The 19,074-nt window shown below is 63.3% G+C and carries 20 protein-coding genes and 1 pseudogene; 6 read left to right on the forward strand and 15 right to left on the reverse strand.

Going from position 1 to position 19,074, the window contains the following annotated elements; genetic code table 11:
• Nucleotides 1-4 precede the first annotated feature (4 nt).
• On the reverse strand, nucleotides 5-325 hold the full coding sequence (locus tag ACFX5Q_RS00440) for a hypothetical protein (RefSeq protein ID WP_210328547.1): 321 nt from the start codon (nucleotides 323-325) through the stop codon (nucleotides 5-7).
• Between the two features lie 147 nt (nucleotides 326-472).
• Between ACFX5Q_RS00440 and ACFX5Q_RS00445 the strand changes: the two genes are divergently transcribed.
• Nucleotides 473-1,051, forward strand: coding sequence for a VOC family protein (locus ACFX5Q_RS00445; RefSeq protein WP_404274529.1), 579 nt, complete (start codon nucleotides 473-475; stop codon nucleotides 1,049-1,051).
• On the opposite strand, the gene ACFX5Q_RS00450 is transcribed toward ACFX5Q_RS00445, so the two are convergent.
• The 6 genes from ACFX5Q_RS00450 to ACFX5Q_RS00475 all read right to left on the reverse strand — a co-directional run bounded on the left by ACFX5Q_RS00450 (nucleotide 939) and on the right by ACFX5Q_RS00475 (nucleotide 7,392).
• Nucleotides 939-2,135 carry a caspase domain-containing protein gene (locus ACFX5Q_RS00450; protein WP_404274531.1) on the reverse strand — a complete coding sequence of 399 codons (1,197 nt, stop codon included), beginning with the start codon at nucleotides 2,133-2,135 and terminating at the stop codon, nucleotides 939-941. The genes ACFX5Q_RS00445 and ACFX5Q_RS00450 overlap by 113 nt on opposite strands.
• Before the next feature lie 240 nt (nucleotides 2,136-2,375).
• Nucleotides 2,376-4,034 carry an FAD-binding dehydrogenase gene (locus ACFX5Q_RS00455; RefSeq protein WP_404274532.1) on the reverse strand — a complete coding sequence of 553 codons (1,659 nt, stop codon included), beginning with the start codon at nucleotides 4,032-4,034 and terminating at the stop codon, nucleotides 2,376-2,378.
• A gap of 30 nt (nucleotides 4,035-4,064) precedes the next feature.
• Nucleotides 4,065-5,051, reverse strand: a complete 987-nt coding sequence (locus ACFX5Q_RS00460; protein ID WP_404274534.1) for a Gfo/Idh/MocA family protein — start codon at nucleotides 5,049-5,051, stop codon at nucleotides 4,065-4,067.
• Between the two features lie 192 nt (nucleotides 5,052-5,243).
• A complete protein-coding gene (locus ACFX5Q_RS00465) occupies nucleotides 5,244-5,819 on the reverse strand; it encodes a YceI family protein (protein ID WP_404274536.1) in 576 nt (191 codons plus the stop codon).
• 67 nt (nucleotides 5,820-5,886) lie between these two features.
• Nucleotides 5,887-6,465 (reverse strand): cytochrome b, encoded by a 579-nt coding sequence (locus tag ACFX5Q_RS00470; RefSeq protein WP_404274538.1) that lies wholly within the window; start codon nucleotides 6,463-6,465, stop codon nucleotides 5,887-5,889.
• Between the two features lie 36 nt (nucleotides 6,466-6,501).
• Nucleotides 6,502-7,392, reverse strand: a complete 891-nt coding sequence (locus ACFX5Q_RS00475) for a LysR substrate-binding domain-containing protein (protein WP_404274539.1) — start codon at nucleotides 7,390-7,392, stop codon at nucleotides 6,502-6,504.
• A gap of 105 nt (nucleotides 7,393-7,497) precedes the next feature.
• On the opposite strand from ACFX5Q_RS00475, the gene ACFX5Q_RS00480 reads away from it, so the two are divergent.
• Nucleotides 7,498-8,493 carry an aldo/keto reductase gene (locus tag ACFX5Q_RS00480; RefSeq protein WP_404274541.1) on the forward strand — a complete coding sequence of 332 codons (996 nt, stop codon included), beginning with the start codon at nucleotides 7,498-7,500 and terminating at the stop codon, nucleotides 8,491-8,493.
• A gap of 141 nt (nucleotides 8,494-8,634) precedes the next feature.
• Here the strand turns inward: ACFX5Q_RS00480 and ACFX5Q_RS00485 are convergent.
• The 8 genes and pseudogenes from ACFX5Q_RS00485 to infC form a co-directional block, all read right to left on the reverse strand.
• A pseudogene (locus ACFX5Q_RS00485) lies at nucleotides 8,635-9,238 on the reverse strand (nucleotidyltransferase family protein).
• 39 nt (nucleotides 9,239-9,277) lie between these two features.
• Complete coding sequence (pheT, locus tag ACFX5Q_RS00490; RefSeq protein WP_404274542.1) at nucleotides 9,278-11,686, reverse strand: phenylalanine--tRNA ligase subunit beta; 2,409 nt, start codon at nucleotides 11,684-11,686, stop codon at nucleotides 9,278-9,280.
• Nucleotides 11,683-12,120 carry a GFA family protein gene (locus tag ACFX5Q_RS00495; RefSeq protein WP_404274544.1) on the reverse strand — a complete coding sequence of 146 codons (438 nt, stop codon included), beginning with the start codon at nucleotides 12,118-12,120 and terminating at the stop codon, nucleotides 11,683-11,685. Before ACFX5Q_RS00495 ends, pheT begins: the two co-directional genes overlap by 4 nt.
• Nucleotides 12,117-13,202, reverse strand: a complete 1,086-nt coding sequence (pheS, locus tag ACFX5Q_RS00500) for a phenylalanine--tRNA ligase subunit alpha (RefSeq protein ID WP_404274546.1) — start codon at nucleotides 13,200-13,202, stop codon at nucleotides 12,117-12,119. Before pheS ends, ACFX5Q_RS00495 begins: the two co-directional genes overlap by 4 nt.
• Nucleotides 13,203-13,297: 95 nt before the next feature.
• Nucleotides 13,298-13,699 (reverse strand): 50S ribosomal protein L20, encoded by a 402-nt coding sequence (gene rplT / locus ACFX5Q_RS00505; protein ID WP_006201247.1) that lies wholly within the window; start codon nucleotides 13,697-13,699, stop codon nucleotides 13,298-13,300.
• Nucleotides 13,700-13,735: 36 nt separating this feature from the next.
• Nucleotides 13,736-13,939: a 50S ribosomal protein L35 gene (rpmI, locus tag ACFX5Q_RS00510; protein ID WP_006201248.1), complete on the reverse strand. Its 204-nt coding sequence runs from the start codon at nucleotides 13,937-13,939 to the stop codon at nucleotides 13,736-13,738.
• 193 nt (nucleotides 13,940-14,132) lie between these two features.
• Nucleotides 14,133-14,777 (reverse strand): methyltransferase family protein, encoded by a 645-nt coding sequence (locus ACFX5Q_RS00515; protein ID WP_404274556.1) that lies wholly within the window; start codon nucleotides 14,775-14,777, stop codon nucleotides 14,133-14,135.
• A gap of 134 nt (nucleotides 14,778-14,911) precedes the next feature.
• A complete protein-coding gene (gene infC / locus ACFX5Q_RS00520; protein WP_081482097.1) occupies nucleotides 14,912-15,448 on the reverse strand; it encodes a translation initiation factor IF-3 in 537 nt (178 codons plus the stop codon).
• A 208-nt stretch (nucleotides 15,449-15,656) separates the two neighbouring features.
• Between infC and ACFX5Q_RS00525 the strand changes: the two genes are divergently transcribed.
• From ACFX5Q_RS00525 to ACFX5Q_RS00540, 4 genes are all read left to right on the forward strand, one after another.
• Nucleotides 15,657-16,427: an alpha/beta hydrolase gene (locus ACFX5Q_RS00525; protein WP_404274557.1), complete on the forward strand. Its 771-nt coding sequence runs from the start codon at nucleotides 15,657-15,659 to the stop codon at nucleotides 16,425-16,427.
• A gap of 3 nt (nucleotides 16,428-16,430) precedes the next feature.
• Nucleotides 16,431-17,573: a benzoate/H(+) symporter BenE family transporter gene (locus tag ACFX5Q_RS00530; protein ID WP_404274559.1), complete on the forward strand. Its 1,143-nt coding sequence runs from the start codon at nucleotides 16,431-16,433 to the stop codon at nucleotides 17,571-17,573.
• 116 nt (nucleotides 17,574-17,689) lie between these two features.
• On the forward strand, nucleotides 17,690-18,169 hold the full coding sequence (locus ACFX5Q_RS00535; protein WP_404274561.1) for a DUF2852 domain-containing protein: 480 nt from the start codon (nucleotides 17,690-17,692) through the stop codon (nucleotides 18,167-18,169).
• Nucleotides 18,170-18,288: 119 nt separating this feature from the next.
• Nucleotides 18,289-19,047 carry a M48 family metallopeptidase gene (locus ACFX5Q_RS00540; RefSeq protein WP_404274563.1) on the forward strand — a complete coding sequence of 253 codons (759 nt, stop codon included), beginning with the start codon at nucleotides 18,289-18,291 and terminating at the stop codon, nucleotides 19,045-19,047.
• Nucleotides 19,048-19,074: the final 27 nt, after the last annotated feature.

Genomic DNA, 19,074 nt, shown 5'->3' on the forward strand with positions numbered 1-19,074 from the left:
GTGGTCAGGCCGGCATGACCTCATCGGCATCCGTCAGCATACGATAGTTGCCGACGATTTTTGCCGCCGATCTGCTGAGTGGCCCGGAGCGCCGCTCTGCGTGATCGGCGCTGAACGCCTTGAAGGCATCGAGCCCGGTAAGAGCGGAACTGTCCTTGTCCTGGCCGACGAGATGGACGAACTCGCCAGTCTCCAGCTCCAGCACCAGATAGCGCACGGATTGCGGCTTCGTTTCGTCGAGCGCCTCGAACACCTTCGCCACCAGCGCCCGGTTGTCGGCGATGCTGGCGTCTTTCACGCCGTAGCGGATGAGATTGTAGCCCATTGTTGTCTCCTGATTGGTGGGTCTGCACGAGAAAGACGTTGCGCATCGCCAAAAAGATTCTCGGCATCCTGCGAATCTTTTCGATCGTCTCCGTCGTCTTTCATCGGTCGAGGCCGCGCCGCGGTCTCTGTGATGAGGAGAGACATCATGCATATCCAGTTTGCCGAACTTCCCGTGTTCGACCAGGACCGCGCCAAGGCGTTCTACACCGGTCACCTTGCCTGCCAGCTCATAGCCGACCAGCCGATGGGCGACAGTGGCTGGCGTTGGATCGAGCTGGCATTTCCCCATGCGGTCACCAACCTGCATTTCGTCAGGCGGGCGAACGCAGCGCCAAGCACGGAACCGGTGCTGGTCCTGGTCGACGACAATGTCGAGGCAACGACCGCAGCCCTGAAGGCGCGTGGCGTCGAGATCGTCAGCGAGCCGCAGGAAGCACCGTGGCAGCCGGGCCGCACCGTCGCCGAATTCCGCGACAGCGAAGGCAACCGCATGGTGCTGGCAGCCGATAATCTGGCGGCGGCATGCCCTCACATCGCGTCGTCGGATCTCGGGTCAACCGCCCCCCGCCACGACGCGCCCGAAGTCGGTACACAAGGCAGTCATCCGCGTTTTAACCCCCAAGCTGCTGCAGCTTACGACAGGCACGCTTCCTGCCTTCTCTGCAGTTTTGGCGACATTGCTCCTTATTGCCATCCCTGCATCGTCCAACGGCTTCCGGTTTAGCAGGTGCGGTCGTTTCCGCTGAACGATTGGCGGAAGGCTTGTTGATAGGCAACGAGGCTTGCGGCCTACGACTGACTTTCTTTGGCAGGATTTTCTTGCGTGGCGGCGCAGGTGCCTCGAACTTAGCAATTCGGCTCTTTGCAATTTGGATGAATGCACCATTCGGAAATGCCGCTAGATAAGCACGATACATCGAGACATCGGATGTATCCTTGATCGATCTCCAAAATTCGAGTTCTGTCGCCGTATTGATGTCTGGCTCATGGAGTGCTGACGGAGACTGATTCGATGCGGCATCTGGGTTGAATGAGAACCCTGGCTCCACCAAGGACGAGTTGCTCCAGGGGACCTGCCTCCCAGAAGTCGCATTCATGACGTCTAACCGGACGCGACGCATAAGAATTTCAATGTCGATTGAAGGAGTCTTCATGCGCTTCACAAGAGAGTCTGCAAAAGGGCTATGATTGGCGGCTCCATCGAGAGCCACATTGCCGGGCTGTGTTGCAAAGCCGATAAAGACTCCCCTGCCAGCATCCAAGGCTCCCAGCCCCTTTCCTATTGCAAGGCCGCGACTCTGACTCTGTCCATTTAATTGCTTAACGAAAGGATTGTCCCGACACGCATCGAGAAGGACGATGGCGGTATTTTCCTCGGCCGTCATGGCTGAAATAATATCTTGCAAGCGCTCAGCTTCTAGAGCCAAGTCCGCCGGACGTTGAAGTGCGGCATCGACAGGCAATAGGTAGTTTTCTCCGTTCGCTTGGAGCCCGTGTCCGGCGTAGTAAAAAAGGGAGACGTCACCCGGCTGCAAGTTTCGCCTGAATTTTCCGATGAGTTCCCTAAACGTTGACGCGTCAGCATCCAGGCCAAGGGTGACCTCAAAACCCATCTCCTCCAAAACTCGAGCGATCGCATTCGCGTCATTCACCCCGTTGCCGAGCGATGGCGCATAGCGGTAGGCAGAGTTGCCGATAACAAGTGCATGTCTGTGGCTGCGCTGGCCGATTTCGACCTGAGAGGATGCCGGTGTCGACAATCCTGCCAGAAAAAGAAGGCACGCGCACAACAAGCAAATCTTGGACATTGCGACGTTCCCGAGTAACGAAGAATATTAGCATTTGTTAAAGCGCGTGGGTACCCACCGTATGAGACGGTCTTGCTTAGGAAAGTATTCAAACTTGCCGGAGGCGGCTCGTTGTGATTCTCCGGGCGTCGTAATGCTTTTTCGGGGATCGACTTCGTCGAGGAAGAATCAATTGCTGGAATGATGCAGCATATGAGGTGCCACCGACTTCACGAGCGTGCAGCAACACCGTTCTATCGTTCAGACCACCGCACCAGCAGCGGCTCGCCCCGCGCTGCGGCCCGAGAAAATACAGCCGCCGAGGAAGGTGCCTTCAAGCGCGGCATATCCATGCACGCCGCCACCGCCGAAGCCGGCGGCTTCACCGACCGCATAGAGCCCTTCGACCGGCTGGCCGTCGGCGCCGAGAACACGGCTGTCGAGGTCGGTCTGCAGGCCGCCCAGCGTCTTGCGGGTGAGGATGTTGAGGCGCACCGCGATCAGCGGCCCGTTTGCCGGATCGAGCATCTTGTGCGGCCTGGCCGTGCGGATCAGTCTGTCGCCGAGATAGGCGCGCGCGCCGCGCAAAGCGGTGATCTGCATGTCCTTCGAGAAGGGGTTGTCGAGCTGCAGGTCACGGGCGCGGATCTGGCGCTCGACCTGCCGGAGTTCGAGCAAAGGCTCGCCGCCGGCCAGAGCATTCATCCGCGCGACAAGCGCCGGCAATTCGGCCTCGACGATAAAATCCTCGCCCTTTTCCATGAACGCCTTGACCGGACCCGGAATGCCCGATGTGGCGCGCCCCAGCACCTGCCGCCAGCTCTTGTTCGTCAGGTCCGGGTTCTGCTCGGAGCCCGACAGGGCGAACTCCTTCTGGATGATTTTCTTGGTCAGGATGAACCAGGAATAGTCGAAGCCGGTGCTCATGATGTGGCTGAGCGTACCCAGCGTATCGAAGCCGGGATAGAGCGGCACCGGCAGGCGCTTGCCGCGCGCGTCGAGCCACAGCGAGGACGGGCCGGGCAGGATGCGGATGGCATGGTCGGTCCAGATGGGCGCCCAGTTTCTTATCCCCTCGACATAGTGCCACATGCGGTCGCGGTTGATAATCGAGCCGCCGGCCGCCTCCGTGATCCCGAGCATGCGGCCGTCGACATGGTCGGGCACGCCGGTGATCATGCGCCTTGGCGGCGTGCCCAGCCGCTGCGGCCAGTTCTTGCGCACCAGCTCGGGATTGGCGCCGATGCCGCCGGAGGCGACGATCACCGCCTGCGCCCTGAGCTCGAAACCGCCTGAAATCTCGCGCGAACTCTTGCGGCCGCGCTCGATAGTGCTTGGTTCCAGGATATCGCCGCGCACGCCGGTCACCGTCTTGCCCGACCGCGTCAGCTCGTTGACGCGGTGGCGGAACCTGAAGCTTATCAACCCGCGCTTCTCGGCCTCGCGCACGCGCTGGACGAAAGGTTCGAGCACGCCGGGGCCGGTGCCCCAGGTGATGTGGAAGCGCGGCACCGAATTGCCGTGGCCGATCGCATTACCACCGCCGCGCTCGGCCCAGCCGACCACCGGAAAGAATTTTATGCCACGCTGCATCAGCCAGGAGCGCTTTTCGCCGGCGGCGAAGCCGACATAGGCCTCGGCCCATTTGCGCGGCCAGAAATCTTCCGGCCGGTCGAAGGCGGCGGTGCCCATCCAGTCCTCGAGCGCCAGATCATGCGAATCGCGGATGCGCATGCGCCGCTGTTCCGGCGAATCGACGAGGAAGAGGCCGCCGAACGACCAGAACGCCTGGCCGCCCAGCGACTGCTCCGGCTCCTGATCGACGATGATGGTCTTCTTGCCGGCCTCCGCCAGTTCTGCTGCGGCGACGAGGCCGGCCAGTCCCGCCCCGACAATGATCACATCCGCATCGTCAGCCATCTTTTTCTCCCCCCAGGCTTTGGAAAAGTATCAGACGTTCTCCCAGCCGTCCTTGCCGCCGGCACGGAAGATGGCGTCGATGACCTTCTGGTTGAGCACCGATTCCTCCAGCGTGAAGACGCGCTCCTTGCCGCCCTGGGCGGCGCGCGCGAAGGTCTCGACCTCCAGCCGGTATTGCTGCGTGCCGGGGAAGCGGAACACTTGGGCTTCCGTGTGGTTCTGGTTGTGCAGCTCGATGCGATGGTGGTCGTAAAGCCCGGCATTGAACGGCGAGAACACCTCGATGAAACCCATCTCGCCGTGGAACACCATCACCTGCCGGGCCGCCATCTGCGTCGACAAATAGAAGGACAGTTCGAAGTCGCCGAAATCGGCACGGATCGAGGAGTAGATGTCGGTGCCGAAACTCTTGTCGCGCTCGATCGTCGCCTGCACGCGCAACGGCTCCTTGCCGGTCGAAAAGCGCGTCGACACCGTCGGATAGACGCCGATGTCGGGCAGCGCGCCGCCGCCGAGATCGAGCTGGTTGCGCATGTTCTTGGGGTCGACATTGTAGTAGGAGAACGCGCCCTGCACATGGCGCAGCCGGCCGATGGCGCCACTGGCGATCAGGTCGCGCACCTTGATCCATTGCGGGTGGTAGGTGACCATGAAGGCCTCGCACACCAGCACTTTTTTGGCGTCGCGCAGCTTGATCAGCGGCGCGATGTCCTTGGCGTCGAGCGCCAGCGGCTTCTCGACCAGCACATGCTTGCCGGCCTCGATCGCCTTGGCCGTCCATTCGACATGCTGCGAGGTCGGCAGCGGGATATAGACGCCGTCGATGTCCTTGGAAGCCAGCAGCTCCACATAGGAGCCGAAGGCATGCGGCGCGCCGAAGCGGTCGGCCAGCGCACGCGCCTTCGACAGGTCGCGGCTGGCGATCGCCGACAGCACGCCGTTCTCCGCCTCGACGATCGCCGGCAACAATTGCTCGCGGCCGATCTTGGCCGTCGACAAAACACCCCATCGGAACATCCGGCTTCTCCATCTCTAATTTGCAGGCGACGAGGTTTGCCCGAAATCGGTGGAAAAGCCAATGCGGGGTGCCGGTTCCTCGCCCCACGAAGTGGGGAGAAGGGTCTTCGTGACGGGCTGAAAGTCGCAGTTGAAGGCGCTTGAACCTCACCCCCGCTCTGCGGGGGCGAGGAATACCTGCGAAGGTAGCGTTCAGCCCCTTCTTCCTGTCAGCGTCATGTCGAAGTTGACGACGTTGGAATAGATCGGCGTGCCGACATCCATGCCGTAGCGCGACCTAAGCACCTTGCCGGTCACGTGGAATTTGATCGTGCCACCCTTGAGGCCGCCGAGTTCGGCGGTGAATTTTTCGGCAAACGTCTTGCCGCGCGCCGTCAGCTGGCCGGTGACCAAAGCCGTCGTGTCGCTGGTGCGTTTGACGCTTGTCGAGCGGAACTTGATTTCGGGGCTGTTGGCCGTGTCGAACACCGCGTCGGAGCGCAGGAAGGCATCGATGCGGTTCTGGCCGGTGCCGACGCTTTCCGGATAGATGGTGAGATTGACCGCCGAGCGCCCGACATCGCTGTTGTCGATGCGGATCGTGCCCTTGAAACGGGCGAAGGCGCCGTCGAAGCCGCCGCCGCCGGCCTTGCCGATGGTGAAGCGGATGCTCGAACCCGCCGGGCTGATCGTATAGCTGCCGGCGGCGTCGCTAAGGGCAACCGCCGCGAAAACAGGCATGGCAAGGCAAGCGGCAAAAGCCGCCAATCCGAGGATGCGCGCATACATGGGTTTTTTCCTTCTGGAGACACGCACTGTCTGCGTCCTCGCCCCATGAACGTATCAGCCGCCCGTCCTATTCCATCTCTTGATCTGACGAAGGTGTGATCATGCGAACGAGCACGCTGTCGCGCAGCCAGAAATGATGCCGCAGCGCAGCCAGCACATGCAGGACGACAAGCGCGATGCCGGCATAGGCAAGATACCAGTGCGCCGCTGCCCAGATGTTCTCCGCCGCGTCCGACATGGCAAGCGGCAGGTTCGGCATGACGAACAGGTTGAACGGCATGCTGGGGATTTCCAGCATCGACACCGAGACCAGCGCCCAGCCGGAAAGCGGCAAGGCAAGCTGGAACGCGTAGAGCGCGAAATGCGCTAGCGGCGCCGCCCGGCGCTCCAAGGCCCCGACCGAGCGCGGCAGCGCCGGCGCCGCATTGCCGAGGCGCCAGGCGATGCGCAGGATGATGAGGCCGAGCAGCAGAAAGCCGAAGGATTTGTGCAGCTGGATCAGCTCGAAGGCCGTGCGCTGGCTCTCGATCCGCACCATGATGAAGCCGAGCGCGAACTGGCCGATGAAGATCAACGCGATCAGCCAATGCAGCGCGATCGCCGCCCAGCCATAGCGGTTCGTGTTGTTGGTGATCATTGTCGCCATGGCCACTCAACGATTGCCGGACCATCTTTCGTCCGATCAGCCACTCATCTTGAAGAAATCGACAAACGCCCTGAGCGCGGGCCGCATCTGCCGTCGGCTCGGATAATAGACGAAGAAGCCGTCGAAGGTCGGACACCAGTCTTCCAGCACGCGGATCAGCCTGCCGTCGCCGATGGTATCGCGGACATAGTCCTCGAAGACGAAGGCAAGACCGGCGCCGTCGATCGCCGCCTGAGCGATCAGATGATCCTCGTCGAGGATCAGCGGGCCTTGAGCAGCAAACTCGATCTCTTCGCCCTCCTTCTCGAATTCCCAGCGGTAGAGAATGCCGCTGGAGAATCGGAAGCGGATGCAGCGATGGTCGGCGAGATCGCCCGGGTGACGCGGTCTGGGCATCCTCGCGAAATAGGACGGCGCACCGACCACCGCGCCGCGGATGTCGGGCCCGATGCGCACCGCGATCATGTCGCGCTGCAGGCTCTCGCCGAGCCGCACGCCGGCGTCGAAGCCGCCTTCGACCACGTCGGTGAAGCGATCCTCGATGACGATCTCCAGCACGATGTCGGGATAGGCCTGGGCAAAGGCGCCAAGCCGGGGCGTCAGCGCTAGGTGGGCAGCCGTGCGCGGCACGGTTAGCCTGAGATTGCCGGCCGGCCGGTCGCGCGCCTCGACCGCGGATTCCAGTGCAAGGTCGATCTCCGACAGCGCCGGCCGCAGCCGCTCCAGCAGCTGCGCACCTTCTTCGGTTGGCGCGACGCTGCGCGTGCTGCGCGCCAGCAGTCGCACGCCGAGCCGCGCCTCCAGGCTGGACACCGCATGGCTGACCGCCGAAGGCGCAATCGCCAGCTCCCTGGCCGCGCCGCGAAAGCTGCCGCATTGGGCGACGGTTGCCAGCACTGCAAGCTGTGAAAGGTGAGTTCGATTCATTGATCTATCTTTTAGAACAACCTGTGCAAACAAGAACCGATTATCGAACGTGAAGCAAGGCGCTATCTCTCCGGCATCGCAACAAGCAAACAAAGGAGACGCGTGATGCAAACCCGCAAGCTAGGCACTGAATTGAACGTCTACCCGGTCGGCCTTGGCTGCATGGGCATGAGTTTTGTTTACGGCGGCCAGGAAGAGAAGGACGCGATCGCCACGCTGCATCGCGCCGTCGAGCTCGGCGTCAACTTCTTCGACACGGCGGAAGTCTATGGCCCCTATGAGAACGAGATCCTGCTCCGCAAGGCGCTAAAACCTTTCCGCGACAGGCTGACCATCGCCACCAAATTCGGCTTCAAGATCCTGGAGGAAGGCAACGGCACCGAGCGCATGGCCGGCGTCGACAGCCGCCCCGAACACGTCAAGGCGGTCGCCGAGGCGTCGCTGAAGCGGCTGGGCACCGATGTCATCGACCTCTACTACCAGCATCGCGTCGACCCCAACGTGCCGATCGAGGACACGGTCGGCGCCATGGCCGAGCTGGTGCGCGAGGGCAAGGTGCGGGCGCTGGGTCTGTCGGAGGCCAGTGCCGCCACCATCCGCCGGGCGCACGCGGTTCATCCGATATCGGCCGTGCAGAGCGAATATTCATTGTGGAGCCGTGACCCGGAGGAAGAGGTGTTTGCCGTCTGCCGCGAACTCGGCATCGGCTTCGTGCCCTACAGCCCGCTCGGCCGCGGCCTGCTCACCGGCACCATCGCCAACCCCGAGGCCTTGAGCGACGGCGACTGGCGCCGCGGCTTGCCGCGCTTCCAGGCCGACGCGATGGCGGCCAACGCCGCGGTCGTCGCTACGCTGGAAAAGATGGCGGCGGAGAAGGGCGTGACCTCGGCGCAGCTGGCGCTCGCCTGGGTGCTGCACCAGGGCGATTTCATCGTGCCGATCCCCGGCGCGCGAAAAATCCGCCATCTCGAGCAGAACACGGCGGCTGCGGGGATCGATCTGAGCCAGACCGAGGTGGCGGCCATCGGCGATGCGCTCTCGCCGGACAAGGTCGTCGGCAAGCGCTACACCGAAGAACTGCTGGCGCTGGTGAATGGGTGAGCGTGATCATTGGGTGATTAGAAAAGAGGGGCGCTTCGGCGTCCCCTTTTTCGATGGCTTTGCAGCTCGGAAGGTTGCGAGACGTCGGCGGGACATTTCTGGCTTCGGCATCACCGAGCCGAGCGTTAAGGCATAGCAGTCCTACCACGGCACAACAGCAATCTCCGGCCAGTTGGCTTGGACACGCACACCCTTCGCCTCATGCGTGCGCTGATTATCCATCACCCGGTTCGGCGTGATGCGGAACGAGAAAATATCGTCGAGCCCGAACGGCGCCACCAGCTCAAGCTGCCCGTCCCCATCATATCGAACCCCGACCGCATGGGTCTTCGAAGCGAAATAGCGAACCGACTCGCTGGAACTCGTGTAGCGCGGACACGGCTGACCGAATTTCTGGGGATACCACAAATGCACCCGCGCCTGGTTACGTACCTCGACCGGTAGCGTCAGCCCCGCGAAATGCTGCGCCGCCCGGCAAAGGACCGCGTCCTCGGCCTCGTAGGACAGGTCGCTGTCATCGAAATAGAACAGGTCGACATCCTTGATGCCGTAACCCGACGGCTTGCCGGTCAGATGGTTCCAGATGCTGTTGTAGAGCGCGCCGGACACCACCAGCCAGCCCGGCAGGTCCAAGCTGGCGTGCCCGCGCCAGCGCTTCGACAAGCAGCGGTTCAGCCGCGACGATGTCGAGAAACGCAGCGCGCTGCTCTTCGAAGGAGAGGCCGGCATAGCGAAGATGGTCCATCGCCCTTTGGAGAGCGATTCGCCACCTGTCCGCAATCCCTCAGGCCCTAAGCACGCCGCCCGTCTGCTTGCCGACATTCTCGACGATGCGCTTGGCCAGCGCCTCGAAATCCTCATCGGTCAAAGTCTTTTCGACCGGCTGGATCGCCACCTCGATGGCGATCGACTTCTTGGCGGCACCGAGTGAGGCGCCTTCGAAGATGTCGAACACCGAGACGCCGGTGATCAGCTTCTTGTCGGCGGCCAAAGCCGCGCGCACCAGCGTGCCGGCTTCGACCCTTCTGTCGACGACGAAGGCGAAGTCGCGCTTCACCGCCTGGAAGGCGGAGAGCTCCAGCTTCGGCTTGGTCCGCGTCGGCTTGGCCTTCGGCTCCGGCACGGCGTCGACGAAAACTTCGAAGCCGCACAGCGGTCCGGAAACATCGAGCGCTGCAAGCGTCTTCGGATGGAATTCGCCGAACGTACCCAAAACCACCTTTGGCCCGAGCTTGATCGTGCCGGAGCGGCCGGGATGGTACCAGGCCGGGCCGCCCGCCTCGACCTGCAGCCGCTCGACCGGCGCGCCGCAGGCTTCGAGTGCGGCGATCGCATCGGCCTTGGCGTCGAACACGCCGACCGGCCCTGAATTGCCGGCCCAGTTGCGTCCGGAGCCGTCGAGCTTGGCGGTGCCGCGGCGCACGCCGGCGGCAACACGCCGCTGCTGGTCGGCGCCGTCACCCTCATAGGTGCCCGAAACCTCGAACAGCGCTACGTCGCCAATGCCCTTGTCGGCGTTGCGCTGCGCGGCCGCGATCAGGCCGGGCAGCAGCGACGGCCGCATGTCGGACATGTCGGCGGCGATCGGATTGGCGAGCTTCAGCGCCGTCTGGCCGCCGCCGAACAGTTCGGCGTGTTTGGCGGGGATGAACGACCAGGTGACGGCCTCCATCATGCCGCGCACGGCAAGCGCACGCTTGGCCGTGCGGGTGCGGATCTGCAGCGTGGTCAGGATTTTGGAATTGACCGCGTCGTGCGACCCAAGCGGCTGCGGCACGATGTTGTCGACGCCGTGGATGCGCATCACTTCCTCGACCAGGTCGGCCTTGCCGTCGACATCCGGCCGCCAGGAGGGGACCTTCACGTCGACGACCTCGCCCGCGCCTTGCGGCTCGAAGCCGAGGCGCGACAGGATGTCGAGGGTTTCCGCCCTGGGCACCTCGATGCCGGTCAGCCGCTTCACTTCCGACAGCGGGAAGGCAACGATCTTCGGCTTGTGGCCGCTATAACCGGTCACCTCCATCTCCGTCGGTGTGCCGCCGCAGAAATCGAGCACCAGCTTCGTCGCCAGCTCGACGCCCGGCACCATGAATTCCGGGTCGACGCCGCGCTCGAAGCGGTAGCGCGCATCGCTGATGATGCCGAGCGTACGGCCGGTGCGCGCGGTGGTGATCGGATCCCAAAGTGCGGATTCGATCAGCACGTCTGTGGTGCTCTCGTCGCAACCCGAATGCTCGCCGCCCATGATGCCGGCGATCGATTCGACGCCGTCCTCGTCGGCGATGACGCACATTTCCGGCGTCAATATGTATTCGCGATCGTCGAGCGCATGCACCTTCTCGCCATCGCGTGCGCGCCGCACGGTGAGATTGCCGGCGACCTTCCTGGCGTCGAACACATGCAGCGGCCGGCCGCGGTCGAAGGTGACGTAATTGGTGATGTCGACCAGCGCGCTGATCGGCCTGAGCCCGATGGCGATCAGCCTCTGCTGCAGCCATTTCGGCGACGGGCCGTTCTTCACGCCCTTGACCAGCCGCAGCGCGAAGCCGGGGCAGAGCTCCGGCGCTTCGATCGTCACCTTCACCGGGCACATGCCGCTGCCGGCATGCGGCATGATCGCGCCGCCGACGAGGCGGCCGAGGCCGCTCGCGGCGAGATCGCGGGCGATGCCGTACACACTTGTCGCGTCCGGCCGGTTCGGCGTCAGGTTGATCTCGATCACCGGATCGTCGAGATGCGCATAAGCGGCGAAGCTGGTGCCGACAGGCGCATCGGCGGGTAGGTCGATGATGCCGTGATGCTCGTCCGACAGCTCCAGCTCGCGCTCCGAGCACATCATGCCGTGGCTCTCGACGCCGCGGATCTTGCCGACCGTCAGCGTCACGTCGATGCCGGGAACATAGGTGCCGGGTGCTGCAAAGGCGCCGATCAGGCCCGCGCGGGCGTTCGGCGCGCCGCAGACGACCTGAATGGGAGCCTTGCCGTCGCCGGTGTCGACGGTCAGCACGCGCAGCCGGTCGGCATCGGGATGCTGCACCGCCGTCAGCACCTTGGCGATGACGAAGGGTTTCAGGCCGGCCTTGTCGTCGACATGTTCGACTTCGAGACCGATCGATGTCAGCCGCTCGACGATTTCCGTCAGCGAAGCGTCGGTCTCGAGGTGATCCTTGAGCCAGGAGAGGGTGAATTTCATGACTGTGTTCCGTCTGGGTTAGACGATGATGGTCTGGGCACGCTGGTCTTCAGGTGACGCGGCAAGTCGTCGGGCATGTGCAGGAAGGGGAGCTGCTCGCGCACATGGGCATGGTGCGTCGGCTTGAAATAGGCCGGCATGTCCATGGCGCCGAGCATGAAATAGATGTGGTCCTCCAACCGCTCGTCGACATAGGCGATCGGCGAGCCGCAGATGCCGCAAAACGAGCGCGTCACCGGCCCGTTCTCGTACATCTTCAGCGCCTTGCCGGTGAAGGCGACCTGGTCGGACATGAAGCCGACAAAGGCCGACACTGGCGCGCCGCTCGCCCGCCGGCAATCGCCGCAATGGCAATAGCTGACATGGTGCGGTTCGGCCGAGGCCTCGAACCGCACGGCGCCGCAACGGCAGCCGCCAGTGTGCGGCGCTGTCATGCGCTCAAGCCCCCGAACAAAGTCGGCATGTCGAGCGGCCGGAAGCCGTAATGCGACAGCCAGCGCACGTCGGCATCGAAGAAGGCGCGCAGGTCCGGCATGCCGTATTTCAGCATGGCGATGCGGTCGATGCCCATGCCCCAGGCAAAGCCCTGGTATTCGTCGGGATCGAGTCCGCCATGGCGCAGCACATTGGGGTGCACCATGCCGCAGCCGAGGATCTCCATCCAGTCGGAGCCTTCGCCGAAGCGCACTTCGCCCGGCCGCGAGCGGTCGCACTGGATGTCGACCTCGAGGCTGGGTTCGGTGAATGGGAAGAAGGACGGCCGGAAGCGCATCTTGACGCTCGGTACCTCGAAGAAGGCCTTGCAGAACTCCTCCAGCACCCACTTCATGTTGGCGACGTTGGCTGATCTGTCGATCACCAGGCCTTCGACCTGATGGAACATTGGCGAGTGGGTGGCATCGGAATCCTGACGGTAGGTCTTGCCGGGGATGACGATGCGGATCGGCGGCTTCTGCCGCTCCATGGTGCGGATCTGCACCGGCGAGGTGTGGGTGCGCAACAGCTTGCGCTCGCCCTTCTCGTCCGGCTGGAAGAAGAAGGTGTCGTGCATCTCGCGCGCCGGATGCCCCTCGGGGAAATTCAGTGCGGTGAAATTGTAATAGTCGCTCTCGATATCTGGGCCTTCGGCGATGGCGAAGCCGAGGTCGCCGAAGATCGCCGCGATCTCGTCGATGACCTGGCTGATCGGGTGGATGCGGCCGCGCTCGGCCGGCGACTGCCGCACTGGCAGCGTCACGTCGACCGTCTCGGCGGCGAGCCTGGCGGCGATCGCCACGTCCTTCAGTTCAGCCTTGCGCTGGGTGAGCGCCTCGGTGACACGGTTCTTCAAGCCGTTGATCGCCGGGCCCTTCACCTGCCGCTCCTCGGCGCTCATCGCGCCCAGTGTCTTCAGCATTTCGGAGACCGAGCCCTTCTTGCCGAGCGCTGAAACGCGCACGGCTTCGATCGACGCCTCGTCGGCGGCCGAGGCGATGTCGGCCATCAGGGAATTTTCGAGAGTTTCCATATCGCTCATGTTCCAGACCCGATTAGGCATAAGAAAAACCCGCGCCAGCCGTGCCAGCGCGGGTTCCCCAAATCAGAATTGCGAATGCTTGGGAAGCGCTGGTCTTAAGCGACAGCGCTTTCAAAAGCGTTCGGCGTGGTGTTCTTGAGGTATTCGAGCGCGACCTTGGCCTTGGCCACGAGAGCGGCGAAAGCCTGCGGCTCGTGGATGGCCATGTCCGACAGGATCTTGCGGTCGATCTCGATGCCGGCCTTGTTGAGCCCGTCGATGAAGCGGCCATAGGTCAGGCCGTGCTCGTGCGTCGCGGCGTTGATACGCTGGATCCACAGCGCGCGGAACGAGCGCTTGCGGTTCTTGCGGTCGCGATAGGCGTACTGCAGCGACTTTTCCACCGCCTGCTTGGCGATGCGGATGGTGTTCTTGCGGCGGCCGTAGAAACCCTTGGCGGCTTTCAGGACCTTCTTGTGCTTGGCGTGCGAGGTGACGCCTCTCTTTACGCGTGCCATGTCATGATCTCCTTAATCGTGTCCGGACCGAATGCCTTAGAGGCCGTTCGGCAGAAAATTCTTGATGACCTTCTTGCCATCCGGTTCAGCCAGAACCATCGTGCCGCGGGCATTTCGAATGAACTTGTTGGAACGCTTGATCATGCCGTGACGCTTGCCGGCCGCAGCCGACAGGACTTTACCCGTACCTGTGATCTTGAACCGCTTCTTGGCGGCCGATTTGGTCTTCATCTTGGGCATTTTGCTACTCCGTTTCTATGAGGTCCCTGTCGTGCCTTCGGCACTCCGCGCCTCTTGTTTTGTTCGCTTCGGGCCGACCAAAGCCCGAAAAGCAAATGAAACCGCCACGGCATGCCCTGCCGGGCGGTTTTCTTGGAACGGCGGTCCTATACGTCAAAGCAGGCTTGCGCGCAACACCCGCCGGGATGCGACGTTATGGCAGCCGGAATAGAACCGGCAGTATCCCCGACTGCTGCGCGCCATCGATGGTTTCGAAGACGGGCAGCGCCACCAGGAACACCAACCCGTCGAGCAAAGTGGTCAACAGCAGGCGCGGCTTGAAGCTGCCGGTATCACCTTCCTCATAAAGCGAAAGCCTTGGGAAGAAGCGCGGCACCTTCGCCAGATAGGCCTGGTATGGCGCGCCGAGAGCCTCCCTGAGGAATTTCTCCTCGCGCAGGATGACAATGTAAAAGGCCCCCGCGCAGAGCAGCCCAAAGCCGATCGTGGCTGTGATCGAGCCGATCTGTGCGCCGACGCCGGCGGCGGCGATGCTCGAGAAGACATAGAGTGGGTTGCGGGTGATCGAATAGGGTCCGCCGGTCACCACCTCGGCGGATTTGCGCCCGCCAATATAGAGCGTCGACCACAAGCGTCCGACGACGCCGAGGAAGATCAGCAGCACGCCGAACATTTCGATGGACTCATGCACCGGGGTGTCTGGCGGAAAGGTCGACTGCCCGAACAGCAGCGCCGCGAACAGGACGACGACGAGCACCGCAAGCACCATCCGGCGCGTGTGCTGGTAGTTGCCCAGCCCATATTTGAAGTCCTCGGCGCGCTTCACTTCATTGACCATGTCGCGGGATCCGATCGTCGAGGGTTCGATTGCAGCGTCTGGACAAGAAAAAGGCGTCCCGCCGATCGCCGGGACGCCCTGGGGTATGATTCAGGCGGATTTAAAGCGCGATGACCACGCTGAACTGATCGTGATCAGCGGGGTGCCAGCACCATCATCATCTGGCGGCCTTCAAGCTTCGGTTCCGCTTCGACCTTGGCAATCGGCGCCACTTCCTCGCGGACCTTGTTCAGAAGCTGCATGCCGAGTTCCATATGCGCCATCTCGCGGCCACGGAAGCGCAGCGTCAGCTTGACCTTGTCGCCTTCCTCGAAGAAGCGCCGCACGGCCTTCATCTTGGTCTCGTAGTCGTGGCTGTCGATGTTCGGGCGCATCTTGATCTCCTTGATCTCGATGACCTTCTGGTTCTTGCGCGCCTCGGCCGCCTTCTTCTGGTTGGCGTATTTCAACTTGCCGAGATCGAGGATTTTTACGACGGGCGGTACCGCATTGGGCGATATCTCAACCAGATCGAGCCCGGCCTCTTCGGCGAGCAGCAATGCGTCGTTGATGGAAACGTCGCCGCGGTTCTGGCCTTCTGCGTCGATAAGCTGGACCCGGGGAACCCGGATGTCGCGGTTGGAGCGCGGCCCATCCTTGGTGGGCGCCGCTGCTTTGAAAGGTCTGCGAATGGTCGTGGTCTCCTTGAGCCGTTTCGTTCAGGGTTGTTGCAGTTCGGATGTTCAGGACGCGCCAATGTGGTGAGCGCGCGGCGCAAGTCAATAGCACAGCCTTCTCAGGAAATCACCTGATCGCGAGCCTGCACCAAGCAAAGAAAGTTGTAGACCGCTTTTCGTTGAGCGCCCGGCTGTGCCAAAAGACCCGGCGTGAGGGAAAGCCATGACCGCCACTGCGCCTGAGTTTCTGGAAGTCGAGGGAACCGATATCGCCGTCAGACGGGCGCCGGGGGCTGCGCCCGGCGTCGTCTGGCTCGGTGGCTACAAATCCGACATGCTGGGCACCAAGGCCGAGACGCTGGCTGAGTGGACGGCAAAGGAAGGCCGCGCTTTCCTGCGTCACGACTATTCCGGCCACGGCGAATCGGGCGGCGTCTTCGCCGATGGCACCATTTCGAAATGGCTTGGACAAAGCCTCGCCGTCTTCCGCTGCTTCACCAAGGGCAAGCAGATCCTGGTCGGCTCCTCGATGGGCGCCTGGATCGCGCTGCGCATGGTCCAGGAATTGCGCAAGGCGGGTGACGACCGCATCGCCGGCCTGGTGCTGCTGGCCCCGGCGCCGGATTTCACCGCCGAGCTGGTCGAGCCGGTGCTGACCGAGGCTCAGAAGGGCGATCTCACTGAGAAGGGGTTCTTCGAGGAGCCGTCCGACTATTCGGCCGAGCCTTACATCTATACGCGCGCCTTGATGGAGGACGGCAGGAAGAACCTTGTCATGACCGGGCCGATCGACACCCATTGCCCGGTCCACATCCTGCAGGGCCTGGCCGACGCCGACGTGCCGTCGAGCCATGCGCTGAAGCTGGCCGCCCTGCTGCCGGCCGATGACGTGACGCTGTCGCTCATCCCCGATGGCGACCACCGCCTGTCCCGACCCCAGGATCTCGACATGCTGATGCGGGCGGTGGGCGACATGGTGCGGCGAGCAGGGTAGGTCATGCGCATTTCCATCCCGATATCCGCCTTTGTCGCGGCGATCGTCGGCTTTGGCGGCACGCTGGCCGTTGTCATCGCCGCCGCCAAGGCGGTCGGCGCCACCCAGGTCGAGACGGCGAGCTGGGTCACCGCGCTGTGCCTGGCGATGACCATCGAGTGCTTGTGGCTGTCCTGGCGCACGAAAATGCCCGTCATCACCGCCTGGTCGACGCCAGGCCTCGCGCTGATCGCGGCATCGAGCGGCTTTACGATAAATGATGCGGTGGGCGCCTTCATCGTCACCGCCATCCTGTTGATCGCCACCGGCCTGTTCAAGCCGCTGACCCAGCTGATCGCCAGGATACCGGCCTCGGTCGCTTCCGGCATGCTGGCCGGCATCCTCGTCAGCTTCGCCACCGGCGCGGTCAAGACCATTCCCGCCGACCCCTGGCTGATCCTGCCGCTGATCGGGACATTTTTTGTCATCCGCCTGTTCAACCCGGCACTGTCGGTTCTTGCGGTGTTGATCGGCGGCGGCTTCGCGGCCTTCCTCACCGGCCGTGTCGGCGGCCTGCCGACGCCGGAACTGTCGACCCTCACACTGATTGCGCCACATTTCAGCACTGCATCGATCATCGGGCTGGCTCTGCCGCTCTACCTCGTCACCATGGCCTCGCAGAACCTGTCCGGCCTCGCCGTGCTGAGGGCCGCCGGTTACCATCCCGAGCCTGGCCCGCTGATCGGCGTCACCGGCCTGTTCTCGCTGCTGTCGGCGCCATTCGGCGCCTCGACCACCAATCTGGCGGCGATCTCGGCGGCGATCTGCACCGGGCCGGATGTCCACCCCGACCCGGCCGAGCGCTGGAAGACCGGTCCCTTCTATGCGTTTGCCTATCTGGTCTTTGCCATCTTCGGCGCCTCGCTGGTGGCGATCTTCGCTGTCCTGCCGCAGAGCCTGATCGTGCTGGTCGCCGGCCTGGCGCTGATGGCCCCTTTGGCCAACGCGCTGTCGATAGCCTTGAAGGAAGAGGGCGAGCGCATGGCCGCCACCGTCACCTTCGCCGTCACCGCTTCCGGGCTGACGCTGTTCGGCGTCGGCGCCGCATTCTGGGGCCTGGTCGCCGGCCTGGCCGTGCTTTTCCTCGAAATGCTCAAAAAGAAATAATCATTTCAGCTCTTTGTCCGGTTTTGGCCGGATCTGTCTTGAATCGCCGTTTTCCCCATCCCATTTCGATTCCACGCAGCCGATCTGGCTGTCTCCAACGGAAGGACTGGGAGAAAATGAACACGACTGCATTGATCCGCCCGGCCTGGACGCCGGCGACCATCGCGTTGATGGTGATCGGCTTCATGGTGTTCTGGCCGCTCGGCTTCGCCATGCTCGCCTACATCATCTGGGGCGACCGGCTCGACGGCTTCAAGCGCGACGTCAACCGCGCCACGGACGGTATCTTCGCCGGCTGCCGCCGCGGTTCCGACAAGGCCGCGCGCTGGGGCCACGGCTCCGCCCGCACCGGCAACGTCGCTTTCGACGACTGGCGCGAAAAGGAGCTTGAGCGCCTCGCCGAAGAGCGCCGCAAGCTCGACGAGATGCTGACCGAGTTCGACGACTACGCTCGCGAACTGCGCCGCGCCAAGGACCAGGACGAGTTCGATCGCTTCATGGCGAATCGCAACAAGTCGACTGCCCCGACGACGACAGCGTCCAAGACCACCGGGACGACCCCCAAGCGCAAGGGTTCGAATCTGCTTGACGACTGAGGCCGCGCGACAGGCCCCGGCACGATAGACGGCGTCGCGCAAGCGGCGCCGTTTCTTTTTTGTTCTCTTTTCAGCTTCGCTCCACTGGTCGTTTTCCTCGAATCGCGTATCGTCCAGCCATGTCCTTCGGCTTCTTCCGCAACCTGACCAAGCCCAAGCCGACGCCGATCGTCGAGCGCGAACATTGCGTCGCCGGCCGCACGCTGCCGCTTAAGATCGTCGAGAGCGCCAGGGCTCGCCGGCTGACGCTGCGCATCGATTCCGGCGGTCAGGGCCTGCGCATCACCGTGCCGCCGGGCCTGCGCCGCGGCGAGGTCGAGAAGTTCCTCGACCGCCACCAGGACTGGCTGGAGCAGCGGCTGGCCAAGGTGCCGACACGGCCGCAGGTGCGGCCCGGCATCAAGATTCCGGTGCGCGGCGTGGCGCACCGAATCGTCCATGAACCCGCCAAACGCGGCACCGTCACCGTGTCGCGCGACGAGCGCGGCCCGCTGCTGATCGTGCATGGCGAGCGCGTGCACCTGCCGCGCCGCATCGCCGATTTCCTCAAGCGCGAGGCCAAGCGCGAGATCGAGCGCCTGGTGACCAAGCACAGCGCCGCCATCGGCAAGCGCGCCAAGGCGATCCGTTTCAAGGACACGTCGAGCCGCTGGGGCTCCTGCACCTCCGACGGCAATCTGTCCTTCTCCTGGCGCATCATGATGGCGCCCGCGCCGGTCATAAACTACCTCGTCGCGCACGAGGTGGCGCATCTCAAGGAGATGAACCACGGCCCGAAATTCTGGAAATTGTGCGAGCAACTCTGCCCCGACACCGAGCGCTGCAAGGACTGGCTGAAGCGCAATGGCGGTGCGCTACAGGCGATCGTGTTCGATTAGACCAATTCCAGGAAAAGTGTGAAACGG

It is taken from the genome of Mesorhizobium sp. IMUNJ 23033, from assembly GCF_044778005.1.
Taxonomy (GTDB): domain Bacteria; phylum Pseudomonadota; class Alphaproteobacteria; order Rhizobiales; family Rhizobiaceae; genus Mesorhizobium; species Mesorhizobium amorphae_A.